Source organism: Pseudomonas sp. Ps21-P2 (assembly GCF_039672565.1).
Taxonomy (GTDB): domain Bacteria; phylum Pseudomonadota; class Gammaproteobacteria; order Pseudomonadales; family Pseudomonadaceae; genus Aquipseudomonas.
On record NZ_JBDFPL010000001.1, the window covers coordinates 821,671 to 841,664 of the forward strand.

The 19,994-nt window shown below is 62.7% G+C and carries 13 protein-coding genes and 1 pseudogene; 3 read left to right on the forward strand and 11 right to left on the reverse strand.

Annotated elements, in window-relative coordinates:
• Window positions 1–49: 49 nt before the first annotated feature.
• On the reverse strand, window positions 50–2,713 hold the full coding sequence (locus ABEH28_RS03555) for an ATP-binding protein (protein WP_346629135.1): 2,664 nt from the start codon (window positions 2,711–2,713) through the stop codon (window positions 50–52).
• Window positions 2,714–2,992: 279 nt separating this feature from the next.
• Here ABEH28_RS03555 and ABEH28_RS03560 point away from each other — a divergent pair, with 279 nt between their 5' ends.
• Together ABEH28_RS03560 and ABEH28_RS03565 are read left to right on the forward strand one after the other, a co-directional pair.
• Complete coding sequence (locus ABEH28_RS03560; RefSeq protein WP_346629136.1) at window positions 2,993–5,896, forward strand: chemotaxis protein CheB; 2,904 nt, start codon at window positions 2,993–2,995, stop codon at window positions 5,894–5,896.
• 14 nt (window positions 5,897–5,910) lie between these two features.
• Complete coding sequence (locus ABEH28_RS03565) at window positions 5,911–8,160, forward strand: EAL domain-containing protein (protein ID WP_346629137.1); 2,250 nt, start codon at window positions 5,911–5,913, stop codon at window positions 8,158–8,160.
• Here ABEH28_RS03565 and ABEH28_RS03570 read toward each other — a convergent pair.
• Window positions 8,113–8,955, reverse strand: coding sequence for a phosphatase PAP2 family protein (locus ABEH28_RS03570; RefSeq protein ID WP_346629138.1), 843 nt, complete (start codon window positions 8,953–8,955; stop codon window positions 8,113–8,115). The two genes, ABEH28_RS03565 and ABEH28_RS03570, sit on opposite strands and share 48 nt — an antisense overlap.
• A gap of 391 nt (window positions 8,956–9,346) precedes the next feature.
• Here ABEH28_RS03570 and ABEH28_RS03575 point away from each other — a divergent pair, with 391 nt between their 5' ends.
• A complete protein-coding gene (locus ABEH28_RS03575) occupies window positions 9,347–9,961 on the forward strand; it encodes a histidine phosphatase family protein (protein ID WP_346629139.1) in 615 nt (204 codons plus the stop codon).
• A gap of 14 nt (window positions 9,962–9,975) precedes the next feature.
• Here ABEH28_RS03575 and ABEH28_RS03580 read toward each other — a convergent pair whose 3' ends face one another.
• The 9 genes and pseudogenes from ABEH28_RS03580 to arnB all read right to left on the reverse strand — a co-directional run bounded on the left by ABEH28_RS03580 (window position 9,976) and on the right by arnB (window position 19,249).
• Complete coding sequence (locus tag ABEH28_RS03580; RefSeq protein ID WP_205483730.1) at window positions 9,976–10,269, reverse strand: winged helix-turn-helix domain-containing protein; 294 nt, start codon at window positions 10,267–10,269, stop codon at window positions 9,976–9,978.
• 140 nt (window positions 10,270–10,409) lie between these two features.
• Window positions 10,410–11,804, reverse strand: a complete 1,395-nt coding sequence (locus tag ABEH28_RS03585; protein ID WP_346629140.1) for a UDP-glucose/GDP-mannose dehydrogenase family protein — start codon at window positions 11,802–11,804, stop codon at window positions 10,410–10,412.
• Window positions 11,782–12,187, reverse strand: a pseudogene (arnF, locus tag ABEH28_RS03590) (4-amino-4-deoxy-L-arabinose-phosphoundecaprenol flippase subunit ArnF). The gene ABEH28_RS03585 and the pseudogene arnF overlap by 23 nt, the downstream one beginning before the upstream one ends.
• A 26-nt stretch (window positions 12,188–12,213) precedes the next feature.
• The gene (locus tag ABEH28_RS03595) at window positions 12,214–12,558 is read right to left on the reverse strand and encodes an EamA family transporter (protein ID WP_282368045.1); all 345 of its coding nucleotides are present in this window, start codon (window positions 12,556–12,558) and stop codon (window positions 12,214–12,216) included.
• Window positions 12,555–14,207, reverse strand: a complete 1,653-nt coding sequence (gene arnT / locus ABEH28_RS03600) for a lipid IV(A) 4-amino-4-deoxy-L-arabinosyltransferase (protein WP_346629141.1) — start codon at window positions 14,205–14,207, stop codon at window positions 12,555–12,557. Before arnT ends, ABEH28_RS03595 begins: the two co-directional genes overlap by 4 nt.
• Window positions 14,204–15,085: a 4-deoxy-4-formamido-L-arabinose-phosphoundecaprenol deformylase gene (gene arnD / locus ABEH28_RS03605; RefSeq protein WP_346629142.1), complete on the reverse strand. Its 882-nt coding sequence runs from the start codon at window positions 15,083–15,085 to the stop codon at window positions 14,204–14,206. Before arnD ends, arnT begins: the two co-directional genes overlap by 4 nt.
• The gene (gene arnA / locus ABEH28_RS03610) at window positions 15,085–17,097 is read right to left on the reverse strand and encodes a bifunctional UDP-4-amino-4-deoxy-L-arabinose formyltransferase/UDP-glucuronic acid oxidase ArnA (protein WP_346629143.1); all 2,013 of its coding nucleotides are present in this window, start codon (window positions 17,095–17,097) and stop codon (window positions 15,085–15,087) included. The genes arnD and arnA overlap by 1 nt, the downstream gene beginning before the upstream one ends.
• On the reverse strand, window positions 17,094–18,104 hold the full coding sequence (gene arnC, locus ABEH28_RS03615) for an undecaprenyl-phosphate 4-deoxy-4-formamido-L-arabinose transferase (protein WP_282368038.1): 1,011 nt from the start codon (window positions 18,102–18,104) through the stop codon (window positions 17,094–17,096). Before arnC ends, arnA begins: the two co-directional genes overlap by 4 nt.
• Window positions 18,101–19,249 carry a UDP-4-amino-4-deoxy-L-arabinose aminotransferase gene (gene arnB, locus ABEH28_RS03620; RefSeq protein ID WP_346629144.1) on the reverse strand — a complete coding sequence of 383 codons (1,149 nt, stop codon included), beginning with the start codon at window positions 19,247–19,249 and terminating at the stop codon, window positions 18,101–18,103. The genes arnC and arnB overlap by 4 nt, the downstream gene beginning before the upstream one ends.
• Between the last annotated feature and the right edge of the window lie 745 nt (window positions 19,250–19,994).

The window sequence follows — 19,994 nt, forward strand, 5'->3', positions numbered from 1 at the left end:
GGCATGCCGGGCCTGTGAGTTCCGTGAGAGGGCGAAAAAACCTGACCGATCAGTCGTGAGCGAGAGCGCCAGCCTGGAGCATCTCGCCGACCTTCTGCGCGAAGACGTTCATGCCAAAGGGCTTGAGCAATACGGCCATACCGGTTTCCAGTTGATCGCCGCCCACCGCCGAGTTTTGCGCGTAACCGGTGACGAACAGCACATCCAGTGAGGGCAGCAGGGCGCGGGCGGCGTCGGCGACCTGTCGGCCATTCATGCCGCCGGGCAGGCCGACGTCGGTCACCAGCAGATCAATCGATGCCATCGAGCGGAGCATTTGCAACCCCGACGGCCCGTCCATGGCTTCGCTGACCTGATAACCGCGTTCGCGCAGGGCGTCGCACATCAGCATGCGCACGTGGGGCTCGTCGTCGATGACCAGCACGCTTTCGCCACGGCTGTGGGGCTGCGACGGGCAGCGGGCAGTCGCTTGTTCGCGGTCACCCAGATGGCGCGGCAAGTACATCGAGATCGTCGTGCCCGCGCCGTGGGCGGAGCGCGCCTGAATGGTGCCGCCGGACTGGTGCACAAAACCGTGAATCATCGACAACCCCAGGCCTGTGCCCTGGCCGATGGGTTTGGTGGTGAAGAACGGGTCGAAAATCCTGTCGAGGATCTCCGGTGCGATGCCGGTACCGCTGTCGCTCACGCTGAGTTCAACGAAGTCACCCGAGGGCAGTTGCGCCGCGATCCCGGCGACGTGGTCAGCGGAGACGTTGCGGGTCTGCACGGTGAGTACGCCGCCGTTGGGCATCGCGTCGCGGGCATTGAGCGTCAGATTGACCAGCGCGCTTTCCAGCTGCGGTGCGTCGATCTTGCTGAGCCACAGGTCGCCGCTGGCAATGGTGCTGATGCTGATGGACGGGCCGATGGTGGACGCGATGAGCTGACCCATGCCCGCCACCAGCCGATTGACGTCGGTGGGCTTGGGGTCGAGGGTCTGGCGACGGGAGAACGCCAGCAGCCGCTGGGTGAGGGTGGCGGCGCGATTGGCCGAATCGTGGGCGGCATTGACGTAGCGATCCAGGCCGTCGACCCGGCCGTTGGCGATGCGCCGCTCGATCATTTCCAGGCTGCCGATGATGCCGGCGAGCAGGTTGTTGAAGTCGTGGGCGATGCCGCCGGTGAGCTGCCCGATGGCTTCCATCTTGTGCGCCTGGCGCAGGGCCGAATGGGCTTCGGACAATTCCTGGGAACGAGCCTGCACCCGCTGTTCAAGGGTTTCGTTGGCGCTCTGCACCTGCTGGAACAGCGTCGCGTTGTCGATCGCAATGGCGGCCTGAGCGGCCAGGGCCGACATCAGGTTTTCGTGGCGCGGGGTAAATTGAGCGGGCTCGGTGTGGCCGTAGAACAGCCCGCCCAGCACGTCACCCGAGCGCGACACCACCGAGACTGCCAGGTAGCTGCGCACCGGCGCATGGCCGGCCGGCAAGCCAAAATGCGGCGTGATGCCGCCATAGCGTGGGTCCGGCAGGATGTCGTCAGAGCGCATCACGCCCTCGGTGAGGAACGCCGGTGCGAACACCGGACAGGCCCGCGGCCCCGGCAAGTACGCCAGTTCGGACGACTGAGCGCCCGACAGCGTGAAGAGGTCAAAATGACCGCTGGTAGCATTGTGGAAATACCCGCCGATCTCCGCGCCCGTCATCTCGCGGCCGGCATCGGTCACGGTCTGCACCAGGCGTTTGAGGTCCAGCTCCAGGGCCAGCTCGGTATTGACCCGGTTCAGCGTTTCCAGGGTCCGGGTTTCCTCGCGCAACGCCGCTTCGCTGGCCTCCAGCGCGGCTCGGGAGATATGCGCCTCGGTCACGTCGTAGCCTTCACAAAAGATACCGGTGACCTGACCGGTTTCATCGAGCAGCGGTTCGTAGATGAAATCCAGATAACGCACTTCGGACGGGGCGTCGGGATGACTGAGCTGGATCGGGGTGCGTTGCTGCACCAGCCGCTCGCCGGTGCTGTAGACCTCATCCAGCCATTCGTAAAACCCTTGGCCCACCAGCTCCGGGAACGCTTCGTAAATGGTCTTGCCCACGTAGTCGCGCTCGCCGAACAGCCGGGTGTAGGACTGGTTGACGAATTCAAAGCGGTGCTCGGGGCCGTTGAGCACGGTGATGAAGCCGGGCGCCTGCTCGAACATCTTGCGCTGGCGGACGAGTTCTTGCGCCCGGCGACGCTCGGCCAGAATACGGTCAGTCACCTCGTGGCCCTGATTGAGGATGCCCGCGATACGGCCGTTTTCGCCGCGAATGGGCGTGAGGCTGTAGTTCCACCAGCTTTCCTGCGCCCGCCCGCCGCGTTCCATCATCAACAGTTGGTCGAACGTCGAAAAACCTTGGGCGTCCCGGTAGGCCGCCTCGAACTGCGGGCCGACGACGTCCCAGATGGCCGACCAGACTTCCCGCGCCGGGCGCCCCAGCACGGCCGGATGGCGATCCGCCGGAATCGGCGCCCAGGCGTCGTTGTACAGCAGGCAGAAATCCTCGCCCCAATAGATAGCCGTCGGGAAACTCGAATGCAGGCAGATGCTGATGGCCGAGCGCAGGGACTGCGGCCAGCCCGCCGGCTCGCCCAACGATGTCGACGCCCAGTCGAAGTCCCGGATCAGCTGCCCCATTTCGCCGCCGCCCAGGAGAAAATCCAGGGGGGCAATTTGTACGGTGTCCGACTTCATGGGTGACGTCTCGACGCAGTGGTTCAGAGAAAGGATGGACTGGGGACGCAGGAAGAGATTTCCGCTTCTGGATGAACGGCAATCAGGCGCCACGCCGTGACCCGTGCTGCACTAATATGGCACTGAGCTATCAGGGTCTGGGCGGGCGCCAGTGTGACATCAATGCGTTCGCCTGTCTGGCCTATCGCGTGTCCGGCGGGCGATGGTGGCATATCCGCCATTGCCGGGTGGGCTGGCAGCGGGCATCATCCCCGTCCATTCGACACATGGAGGCGTCCCGTGCCCGACACCGCGCTGCACAACCGCCCGCAAGGCCGCCTGCTCGTCGGGCTTGGCGCGTCAGCGGGCGGCCTGGAAGTGTTGCAGCGCTTCCTACGATTGATGCCAAGCGACTCCGGGATCAGCTTTCTGGTCATCCAGCATCTTGCTCCGACCACACCCAGCCTGCTCACCGAAATCCTCGCCCGTTCGACCTCCATGACAGTCGTCGAGGCCACCCATGGCGCGACCCTCGACGCCGACACCCTGTACGTGATCCCGCCGCAGTACGCCCTGAGCGTCACGGCCAATGCGCTGGTCCTGACCCGCTACGAGGGCGAGCGCGGCCACCATCTGCCCATCGACGCCTGCTTCGCGTCGATGGCCGAGCATCACGGGGCGAGGGCAGTCGGCGTGATTCTGTCCGGGACCGGTGCAGACGGCACTGCCGGCTGCCGGGCGATTCTCGACCATGGCGGCCGAACCCTGGTGCAATGGCCGGAGGAGGCGACCTACAGCGGCATGCCCAACAGCGCGATTCAGGCGGGCAACGCCAGTCATGTCCTGAGCGTCGAGCAAATGCCTGGGGTACTCACCGGCGCCAGGGACCCGGACGGTCCTGCACCGTCGATCAGGCAGGGGGACGCCATGCAGCAGATTCTTCTGCACCTGCGCAGCATGACCGGCCATGATTTCACGCAGTATAAAAAGAGCACCATCGCCCGGCGGATCGAGCGGCGTCTGCAGATCATGCACCTCGCTGGTGAGGATGATTACCTGCGGCTGCTGAAGGACTCGGCAGAGGAGTGCAAGTCGCTGTTCAACGAGTTGCTGATCAACGTCACTCAGTTCTTTCGTGACCCTGCTGCGTTCACGGTCATGCAACGGCAGATCCTCCAGCCGATGATCGACGCCAAGGCTCCCAATGAGCCGCTGCGAGTGTGGATCGCCGGTTGCGCCAGCGGCGAGGAGGCTTACTCGGTGGCCATTGTTCTGCATGAACTGCTGCACGCGCAGGGGCAGGCCGCCGGTGTGGTGCCGGGCATTCAGGTGTTCGCCACCGACCTGGACGCCGACGCCATCAGTACCGCCCGCGCCGGTTTTTATCCGCAGACCATCGCCAGTGACGTCAGCGCCGAACGCTTGGAGCGTTATTTCAGCCCCGTTGAAGGCGGCTACCGGGTGAAGAAGGAAATCCGCGAGATGATCGTCTTCGCGGTGCAGAACGTGATCAAGGATCCGCCCTTCACCCGCATCGATCTGTTGTGCTGCCGCAACCTGATGATCTACCTGGGGCATGCGCTGCAGAACCGCCTGATTCCGACCTTTCACTACGCGCTCAAGCCTGACGGCGTGCTGTTTCTGTCACCCTCCGAGAGCATCGGCGGGCATGCCACACTGTTCACGCCGTTGCAGCGCAAATGGAAATTCTACCGGGCCGTGAAGACCCGAACCCCCAAATCCATGCCGATGGACAGCACGCTGTCGTGGCTGCCCAAACCCATCAGCCGACCTGCGGACCGCCCTGCGACCATGACCAAGGAAACCAACATTGCCGAACTGACCCGCCGGGCGCTGCTGCAGGACTTCGGCCCTGCCTCGGTGGTCACCGATCTGACCGGCAACATTCTGTACGTCCACGGCGACACGGGACGCTACTTGCGTCCGGCGCCGGGGCAGGCCAGCCTCAACGTGGTCGAAATGGCCCGCGAAGGCCTGCAGCTGGACCTGCGCGGTGCGGTGCAATGTGCCGCCCTCAGCGCCGAACCGACCTCGACCCAGCCGCTGCCGGTCAGCAGCGATGGCACGACGCGCTGGGTCAGCCTCAGCGTGCGCCGGATGGGCAACACGGCTCAGGGCGAGCAATTGCTGCTGATCACGTTCCAGGAACCGGCCCGCGGCCTAGATATCCCGCCGGACGCATTGCCCGCCACGGCCGCACATCTGGCGCCCGAACGGGTCAGGCTGCTGGAGCACGACCTGGCTTACACGCGGGAGAATCTGCAGGCGACCATCGATGAATTGCAGCACCTGAACGAGGAGCTGGGCGCGGCCAACGAAGAGATGCAATCGACCAATGAGGAGCTGCAGTCATCCAACGAGGAGCTGGAAACCTCCCGTGAAGAACTGCAATCGGTCAATGAGGAACTGGTCACCGTGAACGCAGAGCTGCAAGCGAAAATCGAGCAGCTCGGCGACATGCAAAATGACATGAAGAACCTCCTCGACAGCATCAATATCGGGACTATATTTCTTGACACAAAGCTGATTATTCGCCGCTTCACGCGCGATGCCGTGAAGATCTACCGCCTGATTCCCAAGGATGTGGGGCGGCCACTGGCCGATATCTCTTCGTACATTCACTCCCTGGACCTGCTGGTCCCCGCACAGGAGGTGCTCGACATGCTGATCCCGCAAGAGATCGAGCTGTGCACTGTCTCGGGCAACTGGTTCCTGGCGCGGCTGGCACCGTACCGCACGCTGGACAACGTCATCGACGGCGTGGTGATGACCTTCCACGACATCAACAGCCGCATCGCTAACCAGAAGGCTGTGCAGGCTGCGCGGGAACTGGCGGAGGCCATCGTCGACACGGTGATCGAGCCGTTGCTGGTGCTGGATGAAAACCTCTGCGTCGTGTCCGCCAGTCGTTCCTATTACCGCACCTTCCCGACGACTGAGCCGTTGACCACCGGCCGCAAGCTCTTCGAACTCAACAACCGACAGTGGGATATCCCGGCGCTGCGGCAAAAGCTCGGCACGATTCTGGAAAGTGACACCAGCTTCGACGGTTTCGTCGTGGAGCATGAGCTGACCGGCTCAGGGCCGCGGGCGATCACCCTGAATGCCCGTCGGGTGGTAGGGGACGGCACGCGTCCGCACCTGATTCTGCTGGCGATGCAGCCTGAACGTTCGCAGACCTGAGGCGCGGGAGGACCATGAAGACGCCGCCCTCTGCGCCCCATATCGCCCAATCCGCCGACCCGCTCGACGACCTGGATGACAACGCCCGGCTGCTGCTTGACCTGCAATTGCATCAGGTTGAATTGCAGACTCAGAACGAGGAACTGCGCGCTGCGCAATCCGCATTGGAAGCCTCGCGCGATCTCTATCTGGATTTGTATGAGAACGCGCCGGTGGGCTACCTGACGCTGACCCCGCAAGGGGTCATTGAAGCCGTCAACCGCACCGGCGAGACACTGTTGACCTACCCGCGTCATCGCCTGCTGCAGCGCCGTTTTGCCGGCCGTGTCGTCAGCCGGGACCGCGACCATTGGCAGCAAGTATTCGCCCGGGTCTGTCGCACGGGCCAGGCGCAAGAGTGCGATCTGAGCCTGGAGCGCACCGACGGTACGCACTGGCAGGCGCGGCTGAACTGCGCGCGCCCCGGCGGCGAGTCAAGTGGCATTCGGGTGACCCTCACCGACCTCACCGCGCGCCGCCAGATCGAGCAGCGACTCAACCTCGCCGCCAGCGTGTTCACCCACGCGCGGGAAGGCATCATGATCACCGACCCGGCCGGTGCGATCATCGAAGTCAACGACGCTTTCACTACCATCACCGGCTATGGACGCGAGGAGTCGATGGGCGAGAATCCGCGCTTCCTCGCCTCCGGCAGGACCCCGCGTGCGCAGTACGTCAGCCTCTGGCACAGCCTGCTCTCGGAGCGTTACTGGCAGGGCGACTTGTGGAACCGTCGACGTGACGGATCGGAGTACGCCGCGCGGCAGACCATTACCGCCATCGTCGATGCCCGTGGCGTCACTCAGCATTATGTGTCGCTGTTCACCGACGTCACCGAACTGCACAGCTATCAGCGTCAGCTGGAATACGTGGCCCATTACGACCCGCTGACCCATTTGCCGAACCGCGTCCTGCTGGCCTCGCGCATGCAGCAGGCGATGGCCGATGCTTTGAGCAACGGCACCCGGCTGGCGCTGGGCTACCTGGACCTTGACGGCTTCAAGGCGATCAACGATCTGCACGGGCATGACGTGGGTGATCGGGTGCTGTCCAGCGTGTCGCGACGCATGCAGCAGGCGCTAAGCGATGCCTGCACGCTGGCACGCCTGGGCGGAGATGAGTTTGTGGCGCTGGTTGTCGATCTCGATCAAGTCTGCGACAGCGCGCCGATGCTTGAGCGACTGCTGGCGGCCGCCAGCGAAATGGTGCAGGTGGGCGCGCTGAACCTGACGCTCTCGGCGAGCATCGGCGTCAGTTACTACCCGCAGGACAACGAGATCAGCGCCGATCAGTTGCTGCGCCAGGCCGATCAGGCGATGTATCAGGCGAAACTCGAGGGCAAGAATCGCTTCCGCGTGTTTGATGCGCAGCATGACCAGGAGATGCGTGGGCACAACGCGCGACTGGACCGTATCGATCAGGCCATTCGCGAGAAGGAACTGCGCCTGTATTTTCAGCCCAAGGTCAACCTGCGCACGGGCGCGGTCGTCGGTGCGGAAGCCCTGCTGCGTTGGGAGCATCCGGAGCGCGGACTGCTGTTGCCGGGCAGTTTTCTGCCGCTGTTCGAAAGCAGCTCACTGGCGGAAGTGGTCGGGGAGTGGGTGCTCGAAAGTGCCTTGAGCCAGATCGAGTGCTGGCAACGGGAGGGGCTGCGTCTGGCCGTGAGCATCAACGTTGGGGCACGGCAACTTCAACACCCTGATTTCGTGGCCAACCTGACCGAACGGCTTGCGGCTCACCCTGATGTCGGGCCGGAAATGCTGATGATCGAGATCCTCGAAACCAGCGCGCTGGAAGACGTCGAAGGGGTCTCGCGCACCCTGCGTGCCTGCGAACAACTGGGCGTGAGATTTGCCCTGGACGATTTCGGCACAGGGTATTCATCCCTTAGCTACTTGAAGCGCTTGCCGGTGGCGCAACTGAAGATCGACCAGACGTTCATTCACGGCATGCTCGACGCCCCCGGTGATATCTCGATCCTGCAGGCGATACTGGGCCTGGCCAGTGCGTTCGGTCGCGAAGTCATCGCCGAGGGCGTCAACAGCCCCGCCCAGGCCTCACGCCTTTTGCAGCTTGGTTGTGAGGTCGTCCAGGGGTTCGGAATCGCCGAGCCAATGCCGGCGACGCAGATGCGCGGCTGGATTCACGCCTGGCTGGCTGACGCGCTCATGCCACACTTACAGATCAGTGACCTGATTGGGGCCGGGCACCGACCGCCTCCGTAGCGCGGGCCTGACCTCGTCGACGGGCGCAGGGGCGAGCCGTCGCCAGCCATAGAAGGCAAGGGCGGTGAGCAGCGCACCGATCCACACAATCACCCCGGCCCAGAACGTGTGCGACATGAAGTGCCAGCCCTGCAGGACGCGCGTGGTGCCGTAGATCGCGCCCAGAACCATCGACGCGTAAAGGATCGCCCGGGCGTGGCGCCACTGATGACGCCGCGCGACGAAGTACAGCGCGACCATGGTGAAGCCGCCGGAAGCATGCCCACCCGGCCAGCAGCGACCGGCGCCAGCTTCATGGAACAGGCTGAAATTCTCGAACCACTCCCTTTTCTCCATCGTCCCGCCGTACAGCGTGGTTTCCACGGGGCAGTAGATGCTGGTGTGGCTTTTGAAGAAATGGATCATCCCGGTGATGATTGCAAACGACACGACGATGTACAGGAAGTCCCGCCGGTGGCGAGCCGTGAAGCGCAGCACCGGGGCGATGCGCAATGTCTCCAGCGACTTGATCAGCCGGTCGTGCCGCCCGGGTTTGAACAGTGGCCAGATAAACGACAGGATTGAACCAATGATCGCGGCTTCCCCGGTGAGGTCCGGAATGATCCGCGGCCAGCGGTGGGTCAGGTTTTCGAACAGGCGGTTGTGGCCGTAGGGAAACTCGTGATTGGGGTAGTACAGCCAGTTGCTGATCATCTCGTCCAGGGACGTGAGGTCGAAGACCACGAATATCGCCAGCGCAATGGCGATCGGTAAACCCAGGTTCCAGGCATAAAATCGTGATCGTTCGCTTCGCACGTTGAAATGTCCCGATAAGCGTGATTATTAACTTTGCCCGGCTATTGCCGGCCGCTGGTGGAACATAAACACATGCAGGTCAAGCGGCAGTGAAGGGAATGTGAAAACTCTATTCAGATTTGAGGAATGTGTAATTCGTTAGTTGAAGCGCGCGTGTAAGCGTGAAGATTTAACCATGTGCCCGGAATGAATGACTTCTTAATGCCACTGTTTTTTTCACCTGCCGTTAACCAAACAATCATGCATCGCTGTTTACGCTTGTTCCCATTCAAGAACACAGACTTCCATCTGCCGATGGGCTCATAGTCGGAGTAACACGATGCGCGATCATTCCAATGTCCCGCTTGCACTCAGGGCGGGCAAGTTACCTCGAAACCGTCACACAGTTAGAGTGCTGCTGACCGCTGCGGCCATCGGCGTGTCGCTCCTGCTGTTGACGGGTTACACCTATTGGCCGCGTTCGCCGATTGCCCTCGCCAGCGGTGAGAACATGAACAGGGCGGGGCTTTATGCGAGCTGGAAGAAAGGCGAGGTGGTTGTGCTGGTGCGCCACGGCGAGCGCTGCGACCGCTCTGACAAGGAATGCTTCGGGCCAGAAGACGGGATCACCCGCAACGGCAACCAGGTGTCTGCCGAGGTGGGACGATCATTAAGCCAACTGGGGCTGGGCCGGACCGATGTCATCGCCAGCCCGTCCACGCGCACGGAGCAAACCGCCGCAGCCTTGTTCGGTCATCCGGTTGCGTCCCAGGACTGGCTGTTTGACTGCGAGAAGATGAACCTTGGCCAGGTCATGGCGCACAAGGCAAACGACCGTAATCTGGTGGTGGTGACCCACAGCGGTTGTATCGGCCAGATCGAAAAAGAGCAGGGTTATCCCCATGCCGATAACAGCGGATATGACAGTGCGGTATTTATATCGCTGGATAAGCGCAGTCGGCCGGTTATCCGGGGTGTGCTTAATCCCGAGGACTGGAAGCAATTGGCGATGAAGGAGGGTACGTAAGCCGACGTGTGCGGCTATTTACAAAGTTGATAGCCGACGCCATACACCGTATGGACCAGCGGGAAGGCAAAACCGTCGTCGACTACTTTTCTGATTTGATGCACGCGAGTGCCGAGGCCGGTGCTCTTGTGAGTGCCTTGTTCGCCCCAGAGCATTTTGGCGATCTCTTCCTTGCTGACAATGGCGGGACTTCTCAGCATCAGCAGCGCCAGTATGTCGATGTTGGTCGGGTTGAGTTTCAGGTGTTTGTCCGCGCGGAATGCCCGGTACTTCCCGGTATCCAGCACCAGATCTTCAACAACCAGCATATAAATGATCCCACCCTCGCGACAGTGGCGGGATAGTAGGGCCGCGATTGTCAAAAATTGGTTTGAGGGGTGTGAAGAACTCGTGGGACTGACGCCGGGCCCTAGTGTGGGACCGGCTTTAGCCGGGAAGGCGTCGACCGCTACACCATCGCTCCACCCGCGAGGTTTTTGTATGGCAGCCACTGCTTCTGCGGGATCGGCAATTCACAGGAGTCCCCGCGCCCGATCGGGTAGTAGTGAAACCCGCTGCGCGCCAGCCGCTCGGTGTCGTACAGGTTGCGGCCGTCGAAGATCACCGGTGCGGCGAGGCGTTGCTGGATCAGTTCGAAATCCGGGGCCTTGAACTGTTGCCATTCGGTGCAGATGATCAGCGCGTCGGCATCGTTCAGCGTTGACTCCGGCGTGCCCATCAGAATCAAATCCTTGCGGTTGCCGTAGAGTCGCTGCGTCTCTTGCATGGCCTCGGGGTCAAATGCCCTCACTGTGGCGCCGGCATCCCACAGCGCTTCCATCAGCACCCGGCTCGGCGCGTCGCGCATGTCATCGGTGTTCGGCTTGAACGCCAGGCCCCACAACGCAAACGTCTTGCCGCGCAGATCCCCTTCGTAAAACGCTTTTACCCGCTCGAACAGTTTGTTCTTCTGCCGCTCGTTGATGGCTTCGACCACCGCCAGCAGGTCGTTGGAGCAATGAGCTTCCCGGGCGCTGTGGATCAAGGCACGGATGTCCTTGCCGAAGCACGAGCCACCGTAACCGCAGCCGGGGTAGATGAAGTCGTAGCCGATCCGTGAATCCGCGCCGATGCCCAGCCGCACCGATTCAACGTCCGCGCCCAGGTGTTCGGCCAGTTCGGCGATCTGGTTGATGAAGCTGATCTTGGTCGCCAGCATGCAGTTGGCCGCGTACTTGGTCAGCTCGGCGCTGCGCAGGTCCATGAACATGATCCGGTCATGGTTGCGGTTGAACGGCGCGTACAGCTCACGCATCACCTTGCGTACGGCATCGCTGTCGCAGCCGATGACGATCCGGTCCGGACGCCGGCAGTCGTTGACCGCCGAACCCTCTTTGAGAAACTCGGGATTGGAGACGATATCGAACTGCAGCAAGCGCCCGGCCTGGCGCAGGGCTTTGTCGATGTGTGCACGCAGGGCATCGCCACTGCCCACTGGCACGGTGGACTTTTCAACGATGATCAGCGGTTCGGAGCGGTAAGTGGCGATGGCCTCGCCAACCGCGAAAAAACCCCTCAGGTCCGCGGAACCATCGTCGCGGGACGGGGTGCCGACGGCGATGAACAGCACCTCGGCGTGCTCGACCGCCAACTGGGTGTCGGTGGTGAACTGCAGGCGTTTGTTTTCCAGATTCTCCCGCACCAGGCTGGCCAGCCCCGGTTCGAAAATATGCACCTGACCCTGCCGCAACTGCTCGACCTTGGCCTGATCGATGTCCATGCAGACCACGTCGTGGCCGACTTCAGCAAGGACGGTGGCTTGCACCAGCCCGACATACCCGCTACCGAAAACGCTGATTTTCATGAAGAAAAGCCCTGTGGAGGAGTGCTGGAAATGCGCCGAAGGTTGATGGTCAGCACGCCCATCACGATCAGCATGACGCCCAAAGTTTTCGATCCCGTGAACGTCTCGTTGAAAAATGGCAGAACCGCGGCGAGCGCATACACCAGCCCGTAGCTGACGCTGAGCAGTGAATAGGCACGACTTAGGGGCAGGTCGCGCAGGGCCAGCAGCCAGGCGAGCATCGACAGGGCGTAAGCGATGATCGCGGCGCCGATCACCAGCACGGCTGCGGGCTCGAATCGCGTCAGACTCCCCGGCTCGAACCAGAGCGCAGGCGAGGGCAGACGACTCATGCCCCAGCGCATCCCCAACTGCGCCGAACTCACCAGCAGTACGCTGCCCATTGCCCAGACGGTCGCACTCGGCCGGCTCATGCCTGGCGTCCGAGCAGCACAACGCCGGCCAGAATCAGCGCGACACCCAGCCAGTGCACGGCGTCGATGGATTCCTTGAACACAAAGCGGCTGGCCAAAGTGATGAGCACCACGTTGAGCCCCAGCATCGGGTAGGCGATGCCGACCTCCAGGCGCTGCAACACCAGCAGCCAGCCCAGCAAACCCAGGCCCAGACACGCCACCGCCAGCCACAGCCAGAACGAGCGCAATGCGGCGAGCACCCCCGGAAATGTGCCGTGCCAACGCTCCACCGCGCACTTCTGCGCGACCTGGCCCAGACACGTCAGCCCGCAGGTGCCCAACAGCAGCAGCCAGGTCATGGCGCCGTCTTCCCGTAAATAAGGATGATCAGGTTGCCTTCGTCGAAGCGCTCGGCGTCCTTGGGCAGCAGTTCGAGTTCGCGCAGCTCCTCGTCGCTTCTGCCGCGCATGACCACACCCACCTGACCCTCTCGCCGGGCCTGGGTCATCCACTCATCAACCCCTTTAAGAGTGACTTCGCGACCCTTCACGCCGGGATAACCCAAGCCGTATTCCAGCTCGTTCCAGGTGTTGAAAAACGACACGTCGGTCCTGTTCAGGCGCCAGGCCAGTGCCGAGGCAGCGCCCAGGTCATTGCTCAACAGGTGGGTGCTGGCCGCCAATTGCGCCTGATGGGCAAGCACGAACTGGTCAGGCGTCTTGTTGTGCACGACGTCATAGGGAAGTGCTACCGGCAACATCGCCACCAGCAGCCAACCGCCCAGTGCCGGCGCCGTCCAATACTTCAGCGGGCGCAGGCCTTGCAGCGCATTGCTCGCACACCAGCCGGTCAGCACGATGAGCGCCAGCAGCAGGTGCAGCGGTTCATGGGCGTACAGCGGCTGTTTGATTTGCAGGTACAGCAGCGCCCCGAATCCGAGCAGACCAACGGCGGCGTTGAGCCATCCGTTGACGCGCAACGCGGTGAGCTGACCTTGCTTGAGGCGCTCGATCAGCCCATCGGCCATCAACAGTGCCACCGGCACAAGGCACGGCAGAATGTAGGTCGGCAGCTTGCCGTTGCTGACGCTGAGAAACGCCAGTGGCACCAGCAGCCACAACAGCAGAAAGCCGATGTCGGGTCGACGCCGGTGCTGCCAGGCCTGGCGGAACGTGACCGGCAACAACCCGGCCCATGGCAGGCAGGACACCACCAGCAGCGGCAGGTAAAACCACCAGGGTTCGGCGTGCTGGGCATCGGCCCCGGCGAATCGCCGCACGTGCTCGTGCCAGAAGAAGAACCGCCAGAAATCGGGTTCCTGAACATGCACCGCGAGCACCCACGGCAGGCTCACGACGATGGCAATCAACACCGCCAGCGGCCCGTACCGAAGCAGCTCGCCGAGCCGCCGCTGCCAGAGCATGTAGGGCAGGGCGATCATCACCGGCAGCGCCCAGGCAAGAAACCCTTTGGTCATAAAGCCGATGCCGCAGGCCAGACCGATCACAGCCCAGGCACCCAGTCGAGCACGCCCGCTGCTGTGAACGGCGCACCAGAATCCCACCAGCGTCAGGTTGGCCCACAGGGTGAACTGAGGATCGAGGTTGGCGTAACCGGCTTGCCCGGCAATGAACGCAAAGCTCATGAACAGCAGCGCACTGGCGAAACTCTTGCGCGGGTCGTTCCACATCCGCGCGGCGAGCCAGTACGCGAGCGCCACGCTCAGACCACTGCTCAACGCCGACACGATGCGCACGCCGAACAGGTTTTCACCAAAAATGGCCTGACCCACGGCAATCAGCCAATAGCCCGCAGCGGGTTTTTCGAAATAGCGCAGGCCCATGAAATGTGGCGCGGCCCAGTGACCGCTGTGCAGCATTTCCTGGCTGATCTGGGCGTAGCGGGTCTCATCGGGGATCCACAAACCGTGGAACCCCAGCGGCAGCAGGTAGAACGCGGCGAAGGCCAGCACCAGCAGGGCGATGTTGCGCTGTTCGGCTTTGATCATCGCTGCACCCCCAGCCAGCCTTCGCGCCCGCGCAAAGCGCCACGCACCAAGTGGCCTGAAGGCAGGTGATCCAGTGAATTCGGCAGCAGCGCGCCGAGGGGCTGAAAGTCGATCTCACGGTTTTTCGCCTCACTCAACAGCGTGCGAAAAGCCGGGGCCATGACGATGCCTTCGACCTCGGCATGAACGGTGTAGACGTTCAGCTTCGATGCCGCGAAGCGCCCGAGGATGTCGTCATTGAACGCCCGCGCGTCCAGCTGGGGCGAAACCAGTTCGTCGTAGGTCGGCAGGTCCACCGGAATCTGCGGCGTACCCAGGGTCCCGTCGGCCAGCATCGGGCGAAAAATCGACGTCCCCCGGCAGTCGCTGTTGTAGCGAAAACCGAATGCCTCTTTCACCTGGACCACGCGTTCATCGGCGCGCCAGCCGGCGGCGGCGGAGCAGCTCACCGGTTGGCCGAGAATATCGCTGAGAACGTCAACGCCGCGCTGGATCTGATCACTCAGTTGAGCCTCGCTCCAGCGACCGGCATCGGCCTGCCAGGCATGGTGATCCCAGGCGTGCAAGCCCACTTCATGACCGGCGTCCCGGGCGCGGCGCATCAGCGGCCCGAGGTCGCGGCCAATCGGCTTGCCCGGCCACGCGGTGCCCGCCAGCAGAATGTCCCAGCCGTACAGACTGGCCGCCCGGGAGCGCAGCATTTTCCAGAGGAATTGCGGACGCGCCAGGCGCCACAGATGGCGGCCCATGTTGTCCGGGCCGACGCTGAAGAAAAACGTCGCCTTGACCTGCGCTTCGTCGAGCAGGTCCAGCAGTCGCGGCACACCGTCGCGAGTGCCGCGCCAAGTGTCGACGTCGATGCGCAGGCCGGCCTTCATCAGCCGCGGGCGCCGGTGGTGACGGTCAGTTCGGCCTTTTCGGCCATGGCTTCCCGCAGGAAGAAGTCCAGGGTCTTGCCGATGGTTTCGCTCAGTTCGATGGTCGGCGTCCAGCCGATCAGCCGCTGGGCGTTGGCGATGCTCGGCTTGCGGTGGCTGACGTCCTGGTAGCCCTTGCCGTAGAACGACTGGCTTTCAACCTCACGGAACCCGGCGAAGGGCGGGAAGTTGTGGCGCAGCGGGTGGGCTTCGAACTGGCGCAGCAACTCGGTTCCCAATTGGCGAATGCTGGCCTCGTTGTCGGGGTTGCCGATGTTGATGATCTGGCCGTTGCACTGGCCGCCCTTGTTTTCGATGATCCGCGCCAGGGCTTCGATGCCGTCGACGACATCGGTGAAGCAGCGCTTTTGCGCACCGCCGTCCACCAGCCGGATCGGCGTGCCCTCGACCAGGTGAAGAATCAGCTGAGTGATGGCCCGCGAACTGCCGATGCGCGCGGAGTCCAGGCGGTCCAGCCGCGGCCCCATCCAGTTGAACGGGCGGAACAGGGTGAACTGCAAACCCTTCTGCCCGTAGGCCCAGATCACCCGGTCGAGTAACTGCTTGGACACCGAGTAAATCCAGCGCTGTTTGTTGATCGGGCCGACCACCAGGTTCGAGGTGTCCTCGTCGAAGCTGGCGTCCTGGCACATGCCGTACACCTCGGACGTCGACGGGAAGATCACCCGCTTGTTGTATTTGACGCAGTAACGGACGATTTTCAGGTTTTCTTCGAAGTCCAGCTCGAACACCCGCAGCGGGTTGCGCGTGTATTCGATGGGCGTGGCGATGGCGACCAGCGGCAGCACCACGTCGCACTTCTTGATGTGGTACTCGATCCACTCGGAGTGGATGCTGATGTCGCCTTCGATGAAGTGGAAATTCGGCCTGGCGCGCAGGCGTTCGATGGCGTCCGAACCAATGTCCATGCCATAGATTTCGTAACGGTCGTCCTGCAGCAAACGCTCGGACAGGTGATTGCCGATGAAGCCGTTGACCCCGAGGATCAGCACGCGGGTGCGCCGGACCGGGCGGCGCGGGTCAATGCCCTGCAAGCGCGAACCCTCCACCAGACCGAACTCGCGAGCCAGTTGCGCGCCGCTCAGGTACAGGCCGTCGTCGCCGCGCTGACCGGCACTGATCACCAGCGAGCCTTCGCCGCACGCAATGCGCAACGGCTCGCAACCGAGCACGGTGCCGGGCGCTTCGCCGGTGTAGCCGGTCTCTGCTCGCGCGGCCCAGACAACCAGTTTGTGCTCGCCCACCGGGCAGAACGCGCCAGGGTAGGGCTGGGTCACTGCCCGCACCAGATTGCCCAGACGGGTTGCCGGCAGCGACCAGTCGATCAAGCCGTCGGCAGCGGTGCGCCGGCCGTAACAGGTGGCGGCGGATTCATCCTGGGGTGTCCCCGACAACTGACCCCGGGCAAGCAATGGCAGGGTTTCCGAGAGCAGGTCCGCCGCGGCTTCACGCAATTTGCCATGCAGGGTCAGCGCCGTTTCTGTCGGGCTGATGGCGATGCGTTGCTGAGCGAAGATGGACCCTGCGTCGGCGCGCTTGACCATCTGATGCAAGGTCACGCCGGTTTCGCTTTCGCCGTTCACCAGCACCCAATTGGCCGGCGCCCGGCCCCGATACCTGGGCAGCAGCGAACCGTGCAGGTTGAACGCACCATCTTTCGCGCAGGCCAGCAGCGGTTCGCTGAGCAACTGGCGGTAGTAGAAGGAGAAGATGAAATCGGGGGCAAGCCGGGCGATGCGCTCAAGCCACAGCGGGTGGTTGGGGTCTTCCGGGGCGTGCACGGCAATCTCGTGTCGAGCGCACAGCTGGGCCACCGAGCCGAAGAAGGTTTTTTCCTTCGGATCATCGGCGTGAGTAAACACGGCAGCGATCTCATACCCGGCGTCGAGCAGGGCCTGCAGGCCAACGCAGCCAATATCGTGGTAAGCGAAAACGACAGCTTTCTTGTTCATGGCGCAACCTTGTGGGCGTAAGCGGGGGCAGAAGCGGGGGCGTCGAGCGCAATCACCGGGGATCCACGGACGACTTTCTCAATGAAGAAACGCGGCCGCGCGCGCACGTCGCTGTACATGCGGCCGAGGTATTCGCCGAGCAGGCCCATGCCGATGAACTGACCGCCGGTGAACACGAACAGCACCGCAAACAGGACGAAAGTGCCGTGCCCGGCCCACGGCGCGCCGAAGATCAGCCGCAGGGCGACCAGCGCCAAAGCGAACAGCACGCCGAGCAAGGCCATGCCAAAACCGACGATGCTCAGCAGGCGTAGGGGCGTGGTGGTCATGCAGGTGATCAGGTCGAACATCAGGTTGATCAGGCGCATGGGGCTGTATTTGGAATCGCCGTACTCGCGTTCGGCGTGCTCGACCAGGATTTCCGTGGTGTGCCGGGCGAAGCTGTTGGCCAGAATCGGGATGAAAGTGCTGCGCTCCCGGCAGGCGAGCATGGCGTCGACGATGTTGCGTCGGTAGGCGCGGAGCATGCAGCCGTAGTCATTCATCGCCACGCCGGTGGAGCGCTGCACGGCCAGGTTGATCAGTTTCGACGGCCAGCGCCGCCAGGCGGAATCCTGCCGCTGGTTGCGCACAGTGCCGACCACGTCGTAGCCCTGTTCGGCGAGTCGCACCAGACGGGGAATCTCTTCGGGCGGGTTCTGCAGGTCGGCGTCCAGGGTGATCACCACGTCGCCCTTGCACTGCTCGAACCCCGCCATGATTGCCGCGTGCTGGCCGTAATTGCGATTGAGAATGACCGCCACCACGTGGCTGCCTTGTCGCTCGGCGGCTTCTTGAAGCAGCTCGGCCGAGGCGTCTCGGCTGCCATCGTCGACCAGGACGATTTCGTAGGCGCAGTTCAACAGGGCGCAAGCGGCCTCGGTGCGGCGCAGCAACTCGGGCAGGCTCTGCTCCTCGTTGTAGACCGGGATCACAACGGACACACAGCGGACGGGATAGGCTTTCAAGGGCGCGCTCCGACGATGGATTCAATGGCACCGACGACGCGCTCGACATCGTCGCGGGTCATGTCCGGGAACAGCGGGATCGAACACAGCCGCGACGAATTCCACTCGGTGTTCGGCAAATGCACGTCCGGGAAGCGCTGGCGGTAGTAGCGGTGCAGGTGGGTGGCGATGAAGTGAATGCCGGTGCCAATGCCGCGCTCTTGCAGGGCCTTCATGAACCCGTCGCGGTCCAGACCGCAGCGCTCGGGGTCGATGCGCAGGATGAACAGATGCCAGGCGTGTTGTTGCGGGTAAACGGGCTGGGAGAGCGGCATGACCGGGCTGTTTCCCAGTCGCTGCAGATAGTGCTCGGCGAGCCGGCGGCGTTGCGCGTTCATGTGATCGAGCCGGTGCAGTTGCACGAGGGCCAGGCTGGCGTTGATGTCCGCCAGGTTGTACTTGAAGCCGGGCTCGATGACTTCGGCCTGGGGTTTGCGGCCCAGCGTCAGACGGTCGTAGGCATCGACGCCGAGGCCGTGGAATTTCAGCTGACGCACCCGATCTGCTAATACGGCCAGATCGGTGACGAACATCGCGCCTTCTGCGCAGGTCATGTTCTTGATCGCATGAAAGGAAAAAATCGCCGTGCCACAGCTGCCCACCGGCCGGCCGTTGTAGGCCGTGCCCGCCGCGTGGGCGGCGTCTTCGATGACGGCGATGCCGTGGCGCTCCGCGAGGGCATAAATCGGGTCGAGGTCACAGGCCGCACCGGCGTAATGCACCGGGACGATGGCTTTGGTGCGTGGGGTGATGGCCTGTTCGATCAGCGCCGCGTCGGTCATCAGCGTGTCGCGGTCGACATCGACAAACACCGGGGTGGCGCCCAGCAGGCAGATCATGTTGGCGGTCGAGACCCAGGTTTGCGAGGGCGTGATCACTTCATCACCGGGGCCGACGCCCAGGGCGAGCAAGGCGATGTGCATGGCGCCTGTCGCCGATGAAACCGCGACGGCATGCCGGGCACCGACCCGTTCGGCGAACTGCGCTTCAAGCTGCTGGGATTCGGCGCCCGTGGTGATCCAGCCGGAGCGCAGCACGCGGGTCACCGCCGCCACTTCTTCATCGCCGATACTGGGGCGGGAAAAAGGAAGAAAAGCCTCATTCATAAAGAGGACGTCCCACTGAAGTTCAAGGTTTGAACACACCCGTCCGCTGGCGCCACTGTGCACCGGCTGGAAAGTCATTTAAATCGCGTGCAGGTATTCATCACAGTGCCGTCGTGGACACCGCGTCATATATGTGACTTATTCATCAGATGACCAGATCTGATCAAGTAGTTCGGGTATTGCGTTATCCGGAGGTTAATCTCGCCAATATGAAAAAACGTGGGCGCTGCGTCAGTTTTCCGTGTGCGTTCTTCAGTACGCCTTAGCCAGTCGCTACGGGGCTATCAGCTGAATGTGACGGTTGTTCGAGTATTGTTTTTGTTTCGGGTGACGTATTAACAAATGGGCTGTTATTTAATGTTCAGACAGCTTGGGTTCAGCATTTCGATAGTTGTCGACAGAGGGCTATAAACAGCCGAATTGGCCACTATTTTTTAACCGCTCCATTCAAGTTATTTGGCACTCGCGGATGCCCGTTCCGCTAAGTTAGCGCCCGGATACTTAATCGGAGCTGAACATGAAGCATGCTCGGGCGAGGTTGCAGGTCACCGCACTGGATGCATGCAGTGTTTTTAGTAGGACCGGCTTCAGCCGGGAAGAGACCCGTGCATTCACCCTCAATTTTGCAGCGCGCCACCTGACGTTTTCCCGGCTGAAGCCGGTCCCACAATTTTGCGGCGCACGCGATACTTCTGAATGCACGCAATGCTTGGTAGGACCGGCTTCAGCCGGGAAGAGGCCAGTG

Coding starts and splice junctions, on each gene's coding strand:
- arnA (WP_346629143.1), bottom strand. CDS start 17,097: ATGAACAAGAAAGCTGTCGTTTTCGCTTACCACGATATTGGCTGCGTT.
- arnB (WP_346629144.1), bottom strand. CDS start 19,249: ATGAATGAGGCTTTTCTTCCTTTTTCCCGCCCCAGTATCGGCGATGAA.
- ABEH28_RS03565 (WP_346629137.1), top strand. CDS start 5,911: ATGAAGACGCCGCCCTCTGCGCCCCATATCGCCCAATCCGCCGACCCG.
- arnT (WP_346629141.1), bottom strand. CDS start 14,207: ATGATCAAAGCCGAACAGCGCAACATCGCCCTGCTGGTGCTGGCCTTC.
- ABEH28_RS03580 (WP_205483730.1), bottom strand. CDS start 10,269: ATGCTGGTTGTTGAAGATCTGGTGCTGGATACCGGGAAGTACCGGGCA.
- ABEH28_RS03555 (WP_346629135.1), bottom strand. CDS start 2,713: ATGAAGTCGGACACCGTACAAATTGCCCCCCTGGATTTTCTCCTGGGC.
- ABEH28_RS03585 (WP_346629140.1), bottom strand. CDS start 11,804: ATGAAAATCAGCGTTTTCGGTAGCGGGTATGTCGGGCTGGTGCAAGCC.
- ABEH28_RS03595 (WP_282368045.1), bottom strand. CDS start 12,558: ATGACCTGGCTGCTGCTGTTGGGCACCTGCGGGCTGACGTGTCTGGGC.
- arnD (WP_346629142.1), bottom strand. CDS start 15,085: ATGAAGGCCGGCCTGCGCATCGACGTCGACACTTGGCGCGGCACTCGC.